General features: G+C 67.4%; 14 protein-coding genes. 8 read left to right on the top strand and 6 right to left on the bottom strand.

Annotation, left to right across the window (positions count from 1 at the left end; genetic code table 11):
• Positions 1 to 77: 77 nt before the first annotated feature.
• The 4 genes from acs to fsa form a co-directional block, all read right to left on the bottom strand.
• Positions 78 to 2,042, bottom strand: a complete 1,965-nt coding sequence (acs, locus tag LH19_RS02245) for an acetate--CoA ligase (protein ID WP_054724552.1) — start codon at positions 2,040 to 2,042, stop codon at positions 78 to 80.
• 155 nt (positions 2,043 to 2,197) lie between these two features.
• Positions 2,198 to 3,709 (bottom strand): acetyl-CoA acetyltransferase, encoded by a 1,512-nt coding sequence (locus LH19_RS02250; RefSeq protein WP_234716061.1) that lies wholly within the window; start codon positions 3,707 to 3,709, stop codon positions 2,198 to 2,200.
• A gap of 1 nt (position 3,710) precedes the next feature.
• Positions 3,711 to 4,505, bottom strand: a complete 795-nt coding sequence (locus tag LH19_RS02255; protein ID WP_054724554.1) for an enoyl-CoA hydratase-related protein — start codon at positions 4,503 to 4,505, stop codon at positions 3,711 to 3,713.
• Positions 4,506 to 4,581: 76 nt separating this feature from the next.
• Positions 4,582 to 5,232 (bottom strand): fructose-6-phosphate aldolase, encoded by a 651-nt coding sequence (gene fsa / locus LH19_RS02260; protein ID WP_054588944.1) that lies wholly within the window; start codon positions 5,230 to 5,232, stop codon positions 4,582 to 4,584.
• Between the two features lie 169 nt (positions 5,233 to 5,401).
• Between fsa and radA the strand changes: the two genes are divergently transcribed.
• From radA to LH19_RS02280, 4 genes are read left to right on the top strand one after another with little or no spacing between them, the layout of a single operon-like run.
• Positions 5,402 to 6,763: a DNA repair protein RadA gene (gene radA / locus LH19_RS02265; protein ID WP_054724556.1), complete on the top strand. Its 1,362-nt coding sequence runs from the start codon at positions 5,402 to 5,404 to the stop codon at positions 6,761 to 6,763.
• Between the two features lie 10 nt (positions 6,764 to 6,773).
• Positions 6,774 to 7,334 (top strand): CvpA family protein, encoded by a 561-nt coding sequence (locus LH19_RS02270; protein WP_201258407.1) that lies wholly within the window; start codon positions 6,774 to 6,776, stop codon positions 7,332 to 7,334.
• Complete coding sequence (locus LH19_RS02275; RefSeq protein WP_054724558.1) at positions 7,331 to 7,759, top strand: iron-sulfur cluster assembly scaffold protein; 429 nt, start codon at positions 7,331 to 7,333, stop codon at positions 7,757 to 7,759. Before LH19_RS02270 ends, LH19_RS02275 begins: the two co-directional genes overlap by 4 nt.
• A 2-nt stretch (positions 7,760 to 7,761) precedes the next feature.
• Positions 7,762 to 9,648: a cation:proton antiporter domain-containing protein gene (locus tag LH19_RS02280; protein ID WP_082396197.1), complete on the top strand. Its 1,887-nt coding sequence runs from the start codon at positions 7,762 to 7,764 to the stop codon at positions 9,646 to 9,648.
• Here LH19_RS02280 and aroB read toward each other — a convergent pair.
• Both aroB and LH19_RS02290 read right to left on the bottom strand, forming a co-directional pair.
• A complete protein-coding gene (aroB, locus tag LH19_RS02285; protein WP_054724563.1) occupies positions 9,634 to 10,746 on the bottom strand; it encodes a 3-dehydroquinate synthase in 1,113 nt (370 codons plus the stop codon). The two genes, LH19_RS02280 and aroB, sit on opposite strands and share 15 nt — an antisense overlap.
• Complete coding sequence (locus tag LH19_RS02290) at positions 10,734 to 11,309, bottom strand: shikimate kinase (protein WP_054724565.1); 576 nt, start codon at positions 11,307 to 11,309, stop codon at positions 10,734 to 10,736. The genes aroB and LH19_RS02290 overlap by 13 nt, the downstream gene beginning before the upstream one ends.
• 37 nt (positions 11,310 to 11,346) lie before the next feature.
• On the opposite strand from LH19_RS02290, the gene LH19_RS02295 reads away from it, so the two are divergent.
• The 4 genes from LH19_RS02295 (at position 11,347) to LH19_RS02310 (ending at position 15,382) form a co-directional block, all read left to right on the top strand.
• Positions 11,347 to 11,556: a hypothetical protein gene (locus LH19_RS02295; RefSeq protein WP_054588938.1), complete on the top strand. Its 210-nt coding sequence runs from the start codon at positions 11,347 to 11,349 to the stop codon at positions 11,554 to 11,556.
• Positions 11,553 to 13,370: a hypothetical protein gene (locus LH19_RS02300; protein WP_054724568.1), complete on the top strand. Its 1,818-nt coding sequence runs from the start codon at positions 11,553 to 11,555 to the stop codon at positions 13,368 to 13,370. Before LH19_RS02295 ends, LH19_RS02300 begins: the two co-directional genes overlap by 4 nt.
• A gap of 131 nt (positions 13,371 to 13,501) precedes the next feature.
• Entirely contained in the window at positions 13,502 to 14,425 is a 924-nt protein-coding gene (locus LH19_RS02305) for a tyrosine recombinase (protein WP_054724570.1), read from the top strand.
• 9 nt (positions 14,426 to 14,434) lie between these two features.
• Positions 14,435 to 15,382 (top strand): acetyl-CoA carboxylase carboxyltransferase subunit alpha, encoded by a 948-nt coding sequence (locus LH19_RS02310; RefSeq protein ID WP_054724572.1) that lies wholly within the window; start codon positions 14,435 to 14,437, stop codon positions 15,380 to 15,382.
• The last annotated feature ends 145 nt before the right edge of the window (positions 15,383 to 15,527 follow it).

Genomic DNA, 15,527 nt, shown 5'->3' on the forward strand with positions numbered 1-15,527 from the left:
CACCCCGGACTTGATCCGGGGTCCACGACAGCGCGGCCGCAATGGATCCCGGATCAAGTCCGGGATGACGAACTGACTTACCGGTTCTTGCGCCCCTCGATGAGCCCGTCGACCAAACTCGGATCGGCGAGCGTCGAGGTGTCGCCCAGCGATCCGAAATCATTCTCCGCGATCTTGCGCAGGATGCGGCGCATGATCTTGCCCGAGCGGGTCTTGGGCAGGCCGGGGGTCAGGTGGATATGGTCGGGGGTAGCGATCGGACCGATTTCGGTGCGGACCTGCTGTTTGAGCGCCGCGGCGACCGCGTCGGTCGGCTCGACCCCGGCGTTCAATGTGACATAGGCGTAAATGCCTTGACCCTTGATGTCGTGCGGGAAGCCGACGACCGCGGCCTCGGCGACGAGGTCGTGGAGGACGAGGGCGCTTTCGACCTCGGCGGTGCCCATGCGGTGGCCCGACACGTTGATCACATCGTCGACGCGGCCGGTGATCCGCCAGTAACCGTCGGCATCGCGGCGGCAGCCGTCGCCGGTGAAATATTTGCCCTTGTAGGTCGAGAAATAGGTGTCGGCGAAACGCTGGTGGTCGCCGTAGATCGTCCGCGCCTGCCCCGGCCAGCTATGCGTGATGCAGAGGTTGCCTTCGGCCGCGCCGCCGGTCTGTTCGTCGACGAGGACGCCGCCCTCGGCATCGACGAGCTGCGGGCGGATGCCGAAGAAGGGGCGCCCTGCGCTGCCCGGCTGCATCGGGTGGGCGCCCGGAAGCGTGGTGATCATGATGCCGCCGGTCTCGGTCTGCCACCAGGTGTCGATGACGGGGACGCGGTTCTTGCCGACCAGTTCGTGATACCAGCGCCATGCTTCGGGATTGATCGGCTCGCCGACGCTGCCGAGCAGGCGGATCGTCGAGAGATCGTGGCGCGTCACATAATCGTCGCCCTCGCGCATCAGCGCGCGGATCGCGGTCGGCGCGGTGTAAAGGATGTTCACCTTGTGCTTGTCGACGACGCGCCAGAAGCGGTCGTGGTCGGGATAGTTGGGAATGCCCTCGAACATCAACGTCGTCGCGCCATTCTGGAGCGGGCCATAGACGACATAGCTGTGTCCGGTGACCCAGCCGATGTCGGCGGTGCACCAGAAAATCTCGCCGGGTCGATAGTCGAAACCATAATAGAAGGTGCTGGCAGTCCAGACACTGTAGCCGCCGACCGTGTGGAGCACGCCCTTCGGCTTGCCGGTCGAGCCCGAGGTGTAGAGGATGAACAGCGGGTCTTCGGCGCCCATCGGCGCGCACGGACATGTCGCATCGACATCGGCCGACAGCGCGTCGTACCAATGGTCGCGGCCTTCCTTCATGCTGACGTCGCCGCCAGTGTGCGCGATGACGAGCACTGCCTTCACGCCGACCTTCTCGAGCGCCTTGTCGACATTGGCCTTCAAGGGAACGACCTTGCCGCCGCGCAGCCCTTCGTCGGCGCAGATCACCCAGTCGCTGGCGCAATCCTCGATCCGCCCCGCGATCGCGTCGGGCGAGAAGCCGCCGAAGATCACGCTGTGCACCGCGCCGATCCGCGCGCAGGCGAGCATCGCCACCGCCCCTTCGGGGATCATCGGCATATAGATGGTGACGCGGTCGCCCTTTTGGACGCCGAGCTTCTTCAGCGTGTTCGCCATGCGGATGACGTCGGCGAGCAGTGCGGCATAGCTGATCGTCCGCGTCTCGCCATCGGGGGCGTCGGGTTCGAAGATGATCGCGGTGCGGTCACCATGATCCGCGGCGACATGACGGTCGACCGCATTGTGGCAGAGGTTGAGGACGCCGTCCTCATACCATTTGATGTCGACGGGGGCGTAACACCAGTTGGCGATCTTCGTCGGCGCGCTTGTCCAGTCGATGCGCTTGGCCTGTTCGGCCCAGAAGGTGTCGGGATCGTCGATGCTCTGCGCATAGAGCCGCTCATAATCGGCCGCGCTGCAATGCGTATCGGCCGCGGCATCGGCCGGAACGGGAACAAAGGGTTCGGAAGGGGGCAATTCGGACACGGACGACTCTCCCAGTCGGTTCTCTGGTTCGCCCGCTGCGATAGCCCCGGCGCCGCAAACTGCAAGGCTACGCCAACGTCAACACCGGCAGATCGAGCGAATGAACTGACCCAAAGATGAGACGCGACGTGTTGGCGCTGCCCCGACCGGTGTCGTCAGGCCCGCCAGCCGAACCCCTCGTCCAGCGCGACGATCTGCCCTTCGGTGCCCACCGGCTCGCCCCTGCCGTCGGTCAGGAAAGCGAGCATCGCGGCGTCGCTCACGTCGACATGCGCGAGGGTGCGTTTATCTTCGGGCGTGCGCGCGACGACGACGCCGGCTTTAGGGGCGCCGTCGCGGCCGTAAAAGACGGTGTAGCTTTCGATCGTCGCGGCGCCGGCATAATCTTCGATCAGTTCGGGCACCGGACCGCGCTTCGCCTCGGCTTCGTCCTGATAGTCGAAGTCCTGCGGAAAGCTGGCGGCGGCGATCGGCTGATTGCCGAGCACGATGCAATGATTGTCGGTCGCGAAGCCGCCGTTGGCGAAGAGGAAGCCGTAGCGGCCTTCCTTGCGCAGCCTTTGGGTCATCGAGACGATGGCATGGCTCATATAATTGGCGATCGGGCCGCCGCCGAAGGTCAGGCCGCCGAACACCGTCGCGGGACGGTCCCACGGCCAGCCGAGGATACGCCGCGCCATCTTCGGCACGCAGGGGAAGCAGCTATAGAGTTCGACGCAGTCGAAATCTTCGGCGGTCATGTCGTTGAGCTTGAGCGTGCGGCTGATCGAGGTTTCCATGCTGACGCTGCCGTCGTAGCGGTCGCGGTGGAGGATGCTGGCGGGCTCTTTCGCGGCGGCGCCCATGCCGACGTAGATCAGCCGCTCCTCGGCGATGCCGCGGCGGCGCGCTTCGGCGAGGCTGGCGACGATGAAGCCCGCACCCTGATTGACCGACGAATTGGCGACCATCAGCTTCGAATAGGGGAAGGCGATCGGCCGGTTGCGTTCGTTCACTTCGAGGATATCGGCGGGAGTCGCGGGCTTGCGGATCCACGCGCCGTCGTTCGCGGCGGCGACTTCGGAGAAGCGCGACCAGATTTCGGCGCTTTCGAACTGCGCCTCCGCGAGACTTTCGCCCCATGCCGCGCGCGTTGCATTTTCGTAGAGCGGATAGACGTCGACCGGCGCCGACAGCCCGTGTTTCTGGGCATAATTGGGCTCGCGCCGCGTCGCGACCTGGCGCACCGCATTATAGCTCTTGTCCTCGCCGCTCGCCGCCTTGGCGGCGCGGCCGGCGGCAGTGCGCAGCGCCTCGGCCCCGACGATGGCGGCGAGTTTGACCTCGCCCGCGCCGATCCGGTTCGCGGCTTCGTTGAGCAGCCGCACCGGCGTGTCGCCGTGCGGTGCGGCGGACTGGTAATTGATCGCGGGGTTGGCGCCAATCGCGGCGGCGAGCGGTTCGCAGAGCTTGCCGAGATGGTGGAAACTGATCTGGTCGACGATCGCGAGGCTGTCGATCTCGGCAAGCGGCACGCCGGCGTCGGTGGCCGCGATCTCGAGTGCAGCGACCATCAATCCGAGCGAATCGAGTCCCTGGTCGGGATCGTCGGGGCGGTCGTTGACCTGCCCGACGCCGATGATGACGGGAATGCGCTCGGGGTCGGTCATCTTCGTCCCTTGGGTCATGTCAGCGCGCCTTCCATTCGGGCTTGCGCTTCTGGGCGAAGGCAAGCGGGCCTTCGCGGGCGTCCTCGCTGCGCATCAGCGCGTTGCGTTCGATCGTGTTATGCTCCCAATAGGCGGCGTCCGACGCGATGCGGCCGTCCTGGATGCCGAGCGCGACGCGCTTCGATACCTGCACCGACAGGGGTGCGTTACCGGCGATCTTTTCCGCGAGCGCGATTGCGGTCGGCATGAGCTCGGCGAGCGGCACGACATGGTTGACCAGCCCGAACTCGGCGGCGCGCGCGGCAGGGATCGGGTCGCCGGTCAGCATATATTCCATCGCCAGCTTGCGCGGCAGTTGCTGGGCGAGGCGGAAGGCGCCGCCCGCGGCGGCGAACAGCCCGACCTTGACCTCGGGCAGCCCGAATTGCGCATGGTCGGCGGCGACGATGATGTCGCTCATCAGCGCGATCTCGCAGCCGCCGCCGAAGGCGAAGCCGTTGACCGCGGCGATGATCGGCTTCGAAATCGGGTGCGCGACCATGCCCGCGAACCCCCACTCCTGCTGCGCCTTGTCGGCGGGCTGGAGGCTTTCGCCGCGCGACAGGGCGACGAGGTCGGCGCCGGCGCAGAAGCTCTTGTCGCCGGCGCCGGTGATTACGACGGCGCGAATTTCGGGGTCTTTTTCTGCCTCTTCGAGTGCGGTGCCGATGCCGACATGGACTGCGGCGTTGACCGCGTTGCGCGCCTCGGGCCGGTTGATCGTCACGATCAGCACATGGCCGCGGCGTGTCGTGAGGATGGTGGTATCGGTCATCGCGAATCTCTCCCTTTCGGGCGAGTATCGCGATGACTTGACGTTTACGTCAACTGATAAGAGCGCGAGGGGGCAATCAGATCGACTGGCCGGTCTTCGCCCAGTCGGCCAGGAAGCCCTCGATGCCCTTTTCGGTCAGGATATGCTTGAACAGCCCCTTGATCACCGACGGCGGCGCGGTCATCACGTCGGCGCCGATCTTCGCGGCTTCGAGCACATGGATGCCGTGGCGCACGCTCGCGACGAGGATTTCGGTGTCATAAGCATAATTGTCATAAATCAGCCGGATATCGGCGATGAGCTGCATGCCGTCGAAGCCATTGTCGTCGTGGCGGCCGACGAAGGGCGAGACGAAGGTCGCGCCGGCCTTGGCGGCGAGTAGCGCCTGCGCGGCCGAGAAGCAGAGCGTCACATTGACCATCGTGCCGTCGCTGGTCAGCGCCTTGCAGGTCTTCAGACCGTCGATCGTCAGCGGCACTTTGATGCAGACATTGTCGGCGATCTTGCGGAGGATTTCGGCCTCCTTCATCATTGTTTCATGGTCGAGGGCGACGACCTCGGCCGAGACCGGGCCGGTGGTCAGCGCACAGATTTCCTTCGTCACTTCCTTGAAATCGCGCCCCGACTTGGCGATCAGCGACGGGTTGGTCGTGACCCCGTCGAGCAGGCCGGTCGCGGCGAGTTCCTTGATGTCGGCGATTTCGGCGGTGTCGGCGAAGAATTTCATGGCGCGGAGCTTTCTTGCGGGAAGGTGATTCGGTGTTGCTGATCCCCTAGAGCAACCCGCGCGCAAAATGAACCGCCGCCACTCCGCTTCGTCACCCCGGATCAAGTCCGGAGTGACGGTGGTGGAAAAGGGGTGGCGTTCGTTGTTTGTTCTAGGTAAGCGCAACGTCATGGCCAAAGCGAAGCGTCAATATGTCTGCCAGAATTGCGGATCGGTTTCGTACCGGTGGCAGGGGCAGTGCGCCGATTGCAACGAGTGGAACACGCTGGTCGAAGAGGCCGGCGAAACGGCCTTTTCTGCGAAGCATGACCTGAGCCGCGGCGGGCGGACGCTCGCGCTCGAAACGCTCGATGCACAAAGTGTGATGCCCGAACGGATGCTGTGCGGGATCGCCGAATTCGACCGTGCGCTGGGTGGCGGGTTCGTCGCGGGGTCGGCGACGCTGATCGGCGGCGATCCGGGGATCGGAAAATCCACTCTGCTGCTGCAGGCGGCAGGACGGCTCGCGAAGGCAGGCAAGTCGGTGGTCTATATCAGCGGCGAGGAAGCGGCGGCGCAGGTGCGGCTGCGCGCCCAGCGGCTGGGGCTCGGCGATGCGCCGGTCGCGTTGGCGAGCGCGACGTCGGTGCGCGACATCCTCGCGACGCTCGACAGCCGCACCGCCGATTTCGTCGTCATCGATTCGATCCAGACGATGCACAGCGACCTGATCGACAGCGCACCGGGGACGGTGAGCCAGGTCCGCGCGAGCGCGCAGGAACTGATCCGCTATGCCAAGGACGGCGGCGCGGCGATCGTGCTCGTCGGCCATGTCACCAAGGACGGGACGATCGCCGGCCCCCGCGTGCTCGAACATATGGTCGACACGGTGCTGGCGTTCGAGGGCGAGCGCAGCCACCAGTATCGCATCCTCCGCGCGGTCAAGAACCGCTTCGGCGGCACCGACGAGATCGGGGTGTTCGCGATGGGCGAGGAGGGGTTGGGCGAGGTCGCCAACCCGTCGAGCCTGTTCCTGACCGACCGCAGCCGTGACGTGCCGGGATCGGTGGTCTTCCCGGCGCTCGAAGGGACGCGCCCGGTGCTCGTCGAGGTGCAGGCGCTGACGGTGCGGCTGGCAAGCGGCGCGACGCCGCGGCGGGCCGTGGTCGGCTGGGACAGCGGACGCCTCGCGATGGTGCTCGCGGTGCTGGAGGCGCGCTGCGGGCTGCAGATGGGCGCTGCCGAAGTCTATCTCAACATCGCGGGCGGTTACCGTCTGACCGATCCCGCTGCCGATCTGGCGGTTGCGGCCGCGCTGATTTCGGCGTTCAGCGAGCGGCCGGTGCCTGCCGATGCGATCGTGTTCGGCGAATTGTCGCTGTCGGGCGAGGTGCGGCAGGTCGCGCACGACGGGCTGCGGCTGCGCGAGGCCGCAAAGCTCGGCTTTTCGCGCGGCTGGGGGCCGAAAGGCATGAAAGGTGTCGGCGGAATTTCGGTCACCGGTTTCGGCCGCCTCGGCGAACTCGTTGACCTGATGCTCGGGCGCGACTAGCGACCGGCGAATGGGAAGTCTGACGGCTCTGGATATCCTCGTGCTGACGCTGGTCGGCGGCGGCGCGGTGCTCGGTTTCATGCGTGGGCTGGTACAGGAGGTGACGACCCTTCTGGCCTGGGTGCTGGCGATTCTGGCGGTGCGTTTTTTCCACCCGATGGCCACCGATTTGCTGTCGGGCTGGATCGAGGCGCCCGGCGGCGCGGCGATGCTCGCTTTCGTGGTGCTGTTCGGCGGAGTCTTCATAGCTGCCAAATGGGGATCGCGCGCGATGGGACAGCGCAGCCGCGCTTCGCTCGTCGGCGGCTTCGACCGCGGGCTCGGCGCCGGTTTCGGGGCGGTGAAGGGGCTGATCGTCGCGACCCTGCTCTTCATGGTTGTCACGCTGCTGTACGACATCGGCTACGGCAATGCGCAGCGGCCCGCGTGGATGGCCGAAAGCCGCACCTATCCGGCGCTCAACGCGACGAGCGCGGCGATGAGCAAGGTGATCGCCGAACGCCGCGCCGCGGCGCGCGAGGACAGCGCGGCGGCGGCAAAACAGGACGCGGCCGAAGCGGCAAAGCAATGAGCGCGCCGCTTTACAATCGCGACATATTGGCGCTGGCGGTCGCGACCGCCGAATATCTGCCCAATCCCGCCGCGGGCCACCATGCCAGCGCCCGCGCGCCGCTGTGCGGCAGCCGGATTCTCCTCGATCTCGACACCGGCGACGATGGACGCGTGACCGGGGTCGGCATGCATGTCGAAGCCTGCGCGCTCGGGCAGGCGTCGGCGACATTGCTCGCGCGGCATGCGGCGGGGCGCGGCCTTGCCGAGTTTCGCGCCGCGCGCGAAGCGATCGCGGGCTGGTTCGCCGGCACCGGCGCGTTGCCCGACTGGCCGGGCTTCGACCTGCTCGCCCCGGCGCGCGATTATCCGGCGCGCCACGGCGCGATCCTGTTGCCCTTCGACGCCGCGATCGCAGCGCTCGAGGAACAGGCGGCGCGGGCGTGACGATGCTGGCGCTCGCCGCGGCCGCGACCGAGGTTGCAGCGGAGAATGCGACCGACGCGGCGCTGGTCGAAGGGGCGATCCTGCTCGGCGTCGCGACTTTGTTCGTGCTGATCTTTCGCCGCCTCGGGCTCGGCGCGGTGCTCGGTTATCTGATCGCCGGCGCGCTCGTCGGGCCGCACGGGCTGGGCCTCGTCGGCGGCGGCGAATCGAAGCTCGCCTTCGCCGAACTCGGGATTGCCTTCCTGCTGTTCCTCGTCGGGCTGGAATTGCATCCGCGGCGCCTGTGGGAGCTGCGGCGCGCGATCTTCGGGCTCGGGCTGGTGCAGGTCGTGGCGACCGGGCTGATCCTCACGGCGCTGATCTTCCTCACCCTCGGTTTCAGTTGGCAGGCGGCGCTGGCGCTCGGCCTGCCGCTGGCGCTGTCGTCGACCGCTCAGGTACTCCCCAGCCTCAAGAGTTCGGGGCGGATCAATTCGCCTTTTGGCGAAAAGGCCTTCTCGATCCTGCTGTTTCAGGATCTGGCGATCGTGCCGATGATCACCATCGTCGCCGCGCTGTCGCGCGCGCCCGCCGATCCCTCGGCGCCGCCGGGCGGGATGATGGCGCTCTATACGGTGCTGGCGATTGCGGGGCTGGTGCTGGCGGGGCGGTTCGTCCTCAACCCGCTGCTCCGCGTCGTCGGGCGCTATGGCGAGCGCGAGCTGTTCGTCGTCGTCGGGCTGCTCGCGATCCTGGCGAGCGCGGCGCTGATGCACAGCCTCCACCTGTCGACCGCGCTCGGGGCGTTCGTCGCCGGGGTGATGCTCGCCGATTCGCCGTACCGGCATGAAATCGAATCGGACGTCGAGCCGTTCCGCCTGATCCTGCTCGGCCTGTTTTTCCTCGCGGTCGGCATGGTGCTCGATATCGATGCGGTGATGGCGCGGCCGTTGCTCGTCGTCGGGCTCGCGCTGGGGCTCGTGGCGGTCAAGGTCAGCGTGCTCACCGTCATCGTGCGGCTGTTCGGCAAGAGCTGGAAGACCGCGCTGGGGCTGGGCCTGCTGCTGAGCCAGGGCGGTGAATTCGGTTTCCTGCTGTTCACCCAGGCGGCCGACGCGCTGCTGATCGAGCCGGCGGCGGCGAGCCTGTTCAGCGCGGTGGTGACGCTGTCGATGGTGACGACGCCGTTCCTGATGCTGTTTGCGCGCAACCTTGAGTTCTCGCCCGACCGCGACGGCGAAATGCCCGAGGGACCCGACGAGGCGCCGCGCGGGTCGGCAATCGTCATCGGTTACGGGCGGTTCGGGCAGATCGTCGCGCAGATGCTGAACGGCGTCGCCTGCTCGGTGACGCTGATCGACAAGAAGCCGAGCCAGATCGAACTGTCGAGCCGCTTCGACACCAAGGTCTATTTCGGCGACGGGCTACGCGTCGACCTGCTCCGCCGCGCGGGGGCCGACGAAGCGCGGCTGATCATCTTCTGCATCGACGATGCGTCCGTCGACGCGGCGGCGCTCAAGCCCGTGGTCGAGGCCTTTCCGCAGGCGAGAGTGCTGACGCGCGTGTTCGACCGCCGCCAGCTGATGGCGATCGACGGCGCGGGCACGGCGGGCGCGGTGCGCGAGGTGTTCGAAAGCTCGATCGCACTGGGGCTCCTCGCGCTCCGCGAACTCGACGTCGATCCGCGCGAGATGGAGGACGTCGAAACTGCGCTTCGCCATCTCGACCAGACGCGGTTCGACGCGCAGATGGCCGACGGCGACCTGTCGGCGGGCATGGATCACCGGTTCAAGCCGGGCGGCGGACGCGAGGCGACGAGCGTGCTTGAAGCGCTGCGCCAGCGGCGGCAGGCGGCGAAGGCGGCGAAGGACGAGGAAGGCGAGCGCGGGGCGCGATCAACCGCGAGTTGAGGCGGCGCCGTCGAGGAACGCCGCGACCGCATTCAGCCCATAATCTTCGGTGACGAAGCTCTGTCCGATGCCGCGGGTCAGGATCAGCGGCAATTTGCCGCCGCGAACCTTTTTGTCGTGCGCCATATGGTCGGCGAGGGCACGGCCGCCGGTGTTGATGCCGGCGCTGGCGAGGCTGTGCGGCAGGTCGACGCTGGCCAGATGGTCGCGCACGCGCGCCGCATCTTCGGGCGGGCAAAGGCCGTTTGCGGCGGAGAATTGATGCGCGAGCACCATGCCCGCCGCGACCGCTTCGCCGTGGAGCAGCCGGTCCGAATAGCCGGTCTCGGCCTCGAGCGCGTGTCCGAAGCTGTGGCCGAGGTTGAGCAGCGCACGGATATCCTGCGTTTCACGTTCGTCGGCCGCGACGATACGCGCCTTGGCCGCGACGCTGTGCGCGATCGCATGCGCGCGCGCGGCGCTGTCGCCGGCGAGCAGGGCGGCGCCATGTTCCTCGCACCAGCTAAAGAAGGCCGAATCGTCGATCAGGCCATATTTGACGACTTCGGCATAGCCGGCGCCGAGTTCGCGGCGCGGCAAGGTTGCGAGCGTCGTCGGATCGATCACGACGAGCGCCGGCTGATGGAAGGCGCCGATCAGATTCTTGCCCGCGGGAACGTTGATCGCGGTCTTGCCGCCGACGCTGCTGTCGACCTGCGCCAATAAGGTGGTCGGGACCTGGATGAAGTTGCAGCCGCGCTTGACGATACTGCACGCGAAGCCGACGAGATCGCCGATCACGCCGCCGCCCAGCGCGATGACATGATCGCTGCGCTCGACGCCTTCGCCGATCAGCCATTCGGTGAGCCGGGCAAGGCCGGCCCAGCTCTTCGTCGCTTCGCCCGGATCGAGCACGAAGGAGGAGAAGGAGATATTCTCCATCGCCAGCGAGGTGCCGACCTTGGTCAGATAATGGTCGGCGACGTGACGGTCGGTGACGATCATCGTCCGCGGACGTTTGAGCAGCGGTGCGATATGGCGGCCGATGTCCGCGAGCAGCCCGTCGCCGATCAGGATCGGATAGCTGCGCTTGCCGAGCTCGACGGTCAGGGTTTGCATGTTGCGATGGCCTCCATGATCGCGCGCACCGTATGCTCGTGCGGCGTGCTCGCCGAACTGACGCGCAGATGCGCCTCGGCGTAGATAGGGTTGCGGACCGCGGCGAGTTCGCGGAGCACCTCGCCCGGGTCGCGGTCCTTGAGCAGCGGGCGGTGGCTGCGCCGCGCGACGCGGTCGACGAGCGTCGGGATATCGGCGTCGAGCCAGATGCACAGGCTGCTTTCAAGGATCAGTGCGCGCGTGTCGTCGTTGATGAAGGCACCGCCGCCGGTCGCCAGCACCAGCGGCTTGCCGGTCAGCAGCCGCTGGATCACTCGCCGTTCGCCATCGCGAAAATGGGCTTCGCCGAAGCGCGCGAAAATATCCGAAATCGTCATGCCCGCCGCGCGCTCGATCTCGTCGTCGGCGTCGGCAAAGCGCATGCCGAGCCGCTGCGCGAGGCGGCGTCCGATCGTCGATTTTCCCGATCCCATCAGCCCGACGAGCACGATCGAGCGCTCGCGGATCGACGCAGGTATGGCCTGCGAGCGAGTGGTGGCCGGGCTTTTCGGGTTTCGCGACATGGTGCGCGCGGCTATACCGCCGAAGCGGCGCGGAACAATGGTTTTCGCCGGTACGACGAATGGTGGGCATTGGATATTGCGCGCGAAGGGCAGATCGGGAAAAGGCCGCTGGATTGCACGATCGATCGTGCTGGCCCTGCTGCTCGTCGCCTTCTGGCTGTTCCTGCTGTTTCTGGGCCGGCCGATCGAGCCAAGGACGATTGAGGTGGACGTGACCGACAAGATTGCCGAAAGCGGGACGCGATGAAGAAGTCGATCCCATCGCTGACGCTGGGCCTGTCGGGTGCCGCCATCGCTGCCGTGCTGGTCTTGCCTGCGCTCGCACAGGAATCGCTGTTGCCCGAAGGCTTCGGCAATCCTGCGGAAACCCCGGCACCGCGCCCGTCGCCGACGCCGTCGCCCACCGCGACGCCCGCACCGACCGCGACGCCGAAGGCCGGGTCGCCGCCCCCGCCCCCGGTCACCGCGACGCTCGGGAGCAGCGCCGCGAGCGATACCGGCGATACGGAAGAAGGCGAGGAGGGCGAAGAGGTCGCGCCCGGGACGCTGAAATATGACTTGCCGCCCGGCGCGCGCCGGCTGCTAACCCGCATCGGGCCGCTGACCCCGGAAACCGGCGGGCTCGGCCCCGATGCATTCGGTGTGCGTGGCCAATATGCCGCCGCGATCATGCGGGGCACCCGCGGCGAGCTTGCGTCGCGCTGGGGGCAGATATTGCTGCGGCGGTCGCTCGTGTCGGCGATCGACACGCCCGACACGATCAACGGCGCCGACCTTGCCGCCGAACGCGCGGCGTTGCTCTTGCGCATGGGCGAATCGATTGCGGCGCGCTGGATCGTGCAGTCGGTCGATTATGACCGCGCCAGTCCGCGCCTCGTTTCGGTCGCGCAGCAGACCTTCCTCGCCAACGCCGATCCGGCCGGCATGTGCGCCTATGTCCCTGCGGGGCTGGCGCATGGCGACGAACAGGCATGGCGCCTCGCCGCCGCGATCTGCGCCGGCCTGTCGGGCGAAGCGGGACCCGCCGGCTGGGCGATCGGGCGCGTGCGGTCGAGCGGCAAGATTTCCAACTTCGACATCCTGCTCGCCGAGCGCGTGCTCGGCGCGACCGGCGCGGGGCGCCGCTCGACGACGATCGAATGGGACAAGGTCGACCGGCTGACGAGCTGGCGCTTCGGGATGGCGACCGCGACCGCGGTTCCGATTCCCGAGCCGCTGCGCGCTTCGGAGCCTGCCTATATGCGTGGCTGGACGGTGCTGGCCCCGATGACCGACATGACGCAGCGGATCGCGGCGGCGCCCGATGCCGCGGCGCGCGGGGTGCTGTCGAGCGAGGCCTATGTCTCGCTGCTCAGCGCCGCGGCGGGTCAGGAAGAGCCCACCGAAGCGCTCACGGCGCAAACCGACGCGCTGCGTAACGCCTTCGGCGCGGCGAGCGGTATCGAACGTTATACCGCGATGCAGGGATTGTGGGGCGCCGATGCGAACACGCCCGGCCGCTATGCCGCGATGATCGCGACGGCGCGCGCCGCCGCGGCGCTGCCGGTGAGCACCGAGGTCGGCGACGATCCGTGGCAGCTCGTGGGGTCGATGTTCGCCGGCGGATATGATCGCAATGCGATCGACTGGGTGCCCACCATATCGGTCGGCAGCCGGACGTGGGGCTTGCTCGCGGTCGGTTCGCCGCGGCCGCTGAACGGCACCAACGCGAGCGCGATCGGCAATTTCGCCGGCGGCGACGACAGTGCCGGATCGCTGCGTTCGAAATTCCTGCTCGCCGGGCTCGCGGGGCTCGGCCGTATCGATGCCGGCGCCGCCGCCTCGGCGGCAAGCGATCTCGACGTCGATCTCGGCAAGCAGACGCGCTGGTCGCGCGCGATCATGGCGGCGGCCGAACGGCGCGAACCCGGCATGGTCGCTTTGCTCGCCGCGGCGGGGATGCAGGGCGACTGGTCGAAGGTGCCGCCCTATCACCTCTATTATATCGTCCGGTCCCTGCGCGAAGTCGGGCTCGGCTCCGAAGCGCGGATGATCGCCGCCGAAGCGCTGGTGCGTGTCTGAGTCCATCAAAGTGCGGCGCCGGCCCGCGCCCCCACCCGGCCTCCCAACGACATGTTACGCTGTTTGGGAGGCCCTCGGCGCCACGCGTCGCCTCGGGCGGTGGGGGCGCGGGCCGGTGCCGGGCCTTTGCAATGTCTGATGGGGCTCTTATCGAGCGCTTTCTCGAGATGATGGCGGCCGAGCGCGGGGCGTCGCGCAACACGCTGGCCGCCTATCGCCGCGATCTGGAACAGGCTGCCGAACTCGCCAAGGGCAGTCTTGCGGACGCCGATACGGCGACGCTCAGAAAATTGATGGCGGGTTATCAGTCGCTTGCCGCAAGCAGCGCGGCGCGCAAGCTGTCGGCGCTACGCCAGTTCTTCGCCTTTTTGCTCGACGAGGGCGAACGCCCCGACAATCCGGCGCTCGACATCGCGCGTCCCGCGACGCGGCGGCCGCTGCCGCGCATCGTGACGCACGACGACGTCGAACGGCTGTTCGCGCAGGCGGGCGAGGAGGCGGCGGGCGAAACGCCGCCCGCGGCCGCGGTCCGCATGCTGCTGCTGATCGAGCTTCTCTATGGCTCGGGTTTGCGCGCGAGCGAACTTGTGACGCTGCCGCGGCGCGCGGTTGCGGGGACGCGCGAGTATCTGATCGTGCGCGGCAAGGGCGACAAGGAGCGGTTGGTACCGCTCTCCGAACGCGCGCGTGACGCGCTGGGCCGCTGGTTGCCGCTGCTCGCCGACGGGTCGCCGTGGCTCTTTCCGTCGGGCAAGGCGCATCTGTCGCGCGTGCGGCTGTTCCAGATGCTGCGCGAACTCGCGGGCCGCGCCGGGATCGATCCGGCGGCGATCAGTCCGCATGTGCTGCGCCATGCCTTTGCGACCCACCTGCTCGAGGGCGGCGCCGATTTGCGCGCATTGCAGTTGATGCTCGGCCACGCCGATATCGCGACGACCGAGATTTACACCCATGTCGACAGCCGCCGTCTCGTCGAACTGGTCAACCGGCGGCATCCGCTGGCGCGGATGGATGTCGCGGCGGCGGGCGTTGACGTTGCGGCGCCTTCGTCCTAGCGACGGCGCATGACAGCCTTTCTGGACTTCGAAAAACAGGTCGCGGCGCTCGATCGCCAGATTGCCGAACTGCGCGAGATGGGCGACGACCCGACGCTCGACATCGATGGCGACGTCGCGCGGCTGGAGGCCAAGTCCTCGAAATTGCTGCGCGAAATCTATGCGAAGCTGACGCCGTGGCAAAAGACACAGGTGGCGCGTCATCCCGACCGGCCGCATTTCAAACATTATGTCGCGGGGCTGTTCGACGACTGGATGCCGCTCGCCGGCGACCGGAATTTCGGCGACGATCAGGCGATCCTCGGCGGGCTCGCGCGCTTTCGCGGCCGCCGCGTGATGGTGATCGGGCACGAAAAGGGCGACGACATCCCGTCGCGCATGAAGCATAATTTCGGGATGGCGAAGCCCGAAGGCTATCGCAAGGCGATCCGCCTGATGCAGCTCGCCGACCGCTTCGGGCTGCCGGTGGTGACGCTGGTCGATACGTCGGGTGCCTTTCCGGGCATCCAGGCCGAGGAGCGCGGTCAGGCCGAAGCGATCGCCCGTTCGACCGAACAATGCCTCGCGCTCGGCGTTCCGATGATCGCGGCGGTGGTCGGCGAGGGTGGTTCGGGCGGCGCGATTGCGCTTGCGGCGGCCAATCGCGTGCTGATGTTCGAACATGCCGTCTATTCGGTGATTTCGCCCGAAGGCTGCGCCTCGATTCTGTGGCGTACCTCGGACAAGGCGGCCGATGCCGCCGCGGCGATGAAAATGTCGGCGGAGGATCTGCTGGCGCTCAGGGTCATCGACCGCATCGTTCCCGAACCGGTGGGCGGCGCGCACCGCGCGCCCGAGGTCGCGATCGCGTCGCTGGGCGATGCGATCGCGCAGGAACTCGATGCGCTCGCCGGTCTGCCGCGCGACACATTGCTCGCCGCCCGCGAGGAAAAATTCCTCGCGATGGGCCGCGCCTGACCGCCCGGAACCCGATCCGCGGCTGTCGCGTTATTTCCGCAACATATGGGCAAGCTCCGGTCCGGCCGCGGCTTGCCTTGTCGCAATCAGCGGATATTCCTGCGCAAGGGATAGATCCGGCAAGAGACCATGAGGGAGGCGCACC

Origin of the sequence: Sphingopyxis macrogoltabida (genome assembly GCF_001314325.1) — a bacterium.
In the GTDB taxonomy this organism is placed as follows: domain Bacteria; phylum Pseudomonadota; class Alphaproteobacteria; order Sphingomonadales; family Sphingomonadaceae; genus Sphingopyxis; species Sphingopyxis macrogoltabida.

Bases quoted from the DNA above. Each gene is read 5' to 3' on its own strand.
- LH19_RS02250 (WP_234716061.1), bottom strand. From the start codon at position 3,709: ATGACCCAAGGGACGAAGATGACCGACCCCGAGCGCATTCCCGTCATC.
- LH19_RS02255 (WP_054724554.1), bottom strand. From the start codon at position 4,505: ATGACCGATACCACCATCCTCACGACACGCCGCGGCCATGTGCTGATC.
- fsa (WP_054588944.1), bottom strand. From the start codon at position 5,232: ATGAAATTCTTCGCCGACACCGCCGAAATCGCCGACATCAAGGAACTC.
- radA (WP_054724556.1), top strand. From the start codon at position 5,402: ATGGCCAAAGCGAAGCGTCAATATGTCTGCCAGAATTGCGGATCGGTT.
- LH19_RS02270 (WP_201258407.1), top strand. From the start codon at position 6,774: ATGGGAAGTCTGACGGCTCTGGATATCCTCGTGCTGACGCTGGTCGGC.
- LH19_RS02275 (WP_054724558.1), top strand. From the start codon at position 7,331: ATGAGCGCGCCGCTTTACAATCGCGACATATTGGCGCTGGCGGTCGCG.
- LH19_RS02280 (WP_082396197.1), top strand. From the start codon at position 7,762: ATGCTGGCGCTCGCCGCGGCCGCGACCGAGGTTGCAGCGGAGAATGCG.
- aroB (WP_054724563.1), bottom strand. From the start codon at position 10,746: ATGCAAACCCTGACCGTCGAGCTCGGCAAGCGCAGCTATCCGATCCTG.
- LH19_RS02290 (WP_054724565.1), bottom strand. From the start codon at position 11,309: ATGTCGCGAAACCCGAAAAGCCCGGCCACCACTCGCTCGCAGGCCATA.
- LH19_RS02295 (WP_054588938.1), top strand. From the start codon at position 11,347: ATGGTTTTCGCCGGTACGACGAATGGTGGGCATTGGATATTGCGCGCG.
- LH19_RS02300 (WP_054724568.1), top strand. From the start codon at position 11,553: ATGAAGAAGTCGATCCCATCGCTGACGCTGGGCCTGTCGGGTGCCGCC.
- LH19_RS02305 (WP_054724570.1), top strand. From the start codon at position 13,502: ATGTCTGATGGGGCTCTTATCGAGCGCTTTCTCGAGATGATGGCGGCC.
- LH19_RS02310 (WP_054724572.1), top strand. From the start codon at position 14,435: ATGACAGCCTTTCTGGACTTCGAAAAACAGGTCGCGGCGCTCGATCGC.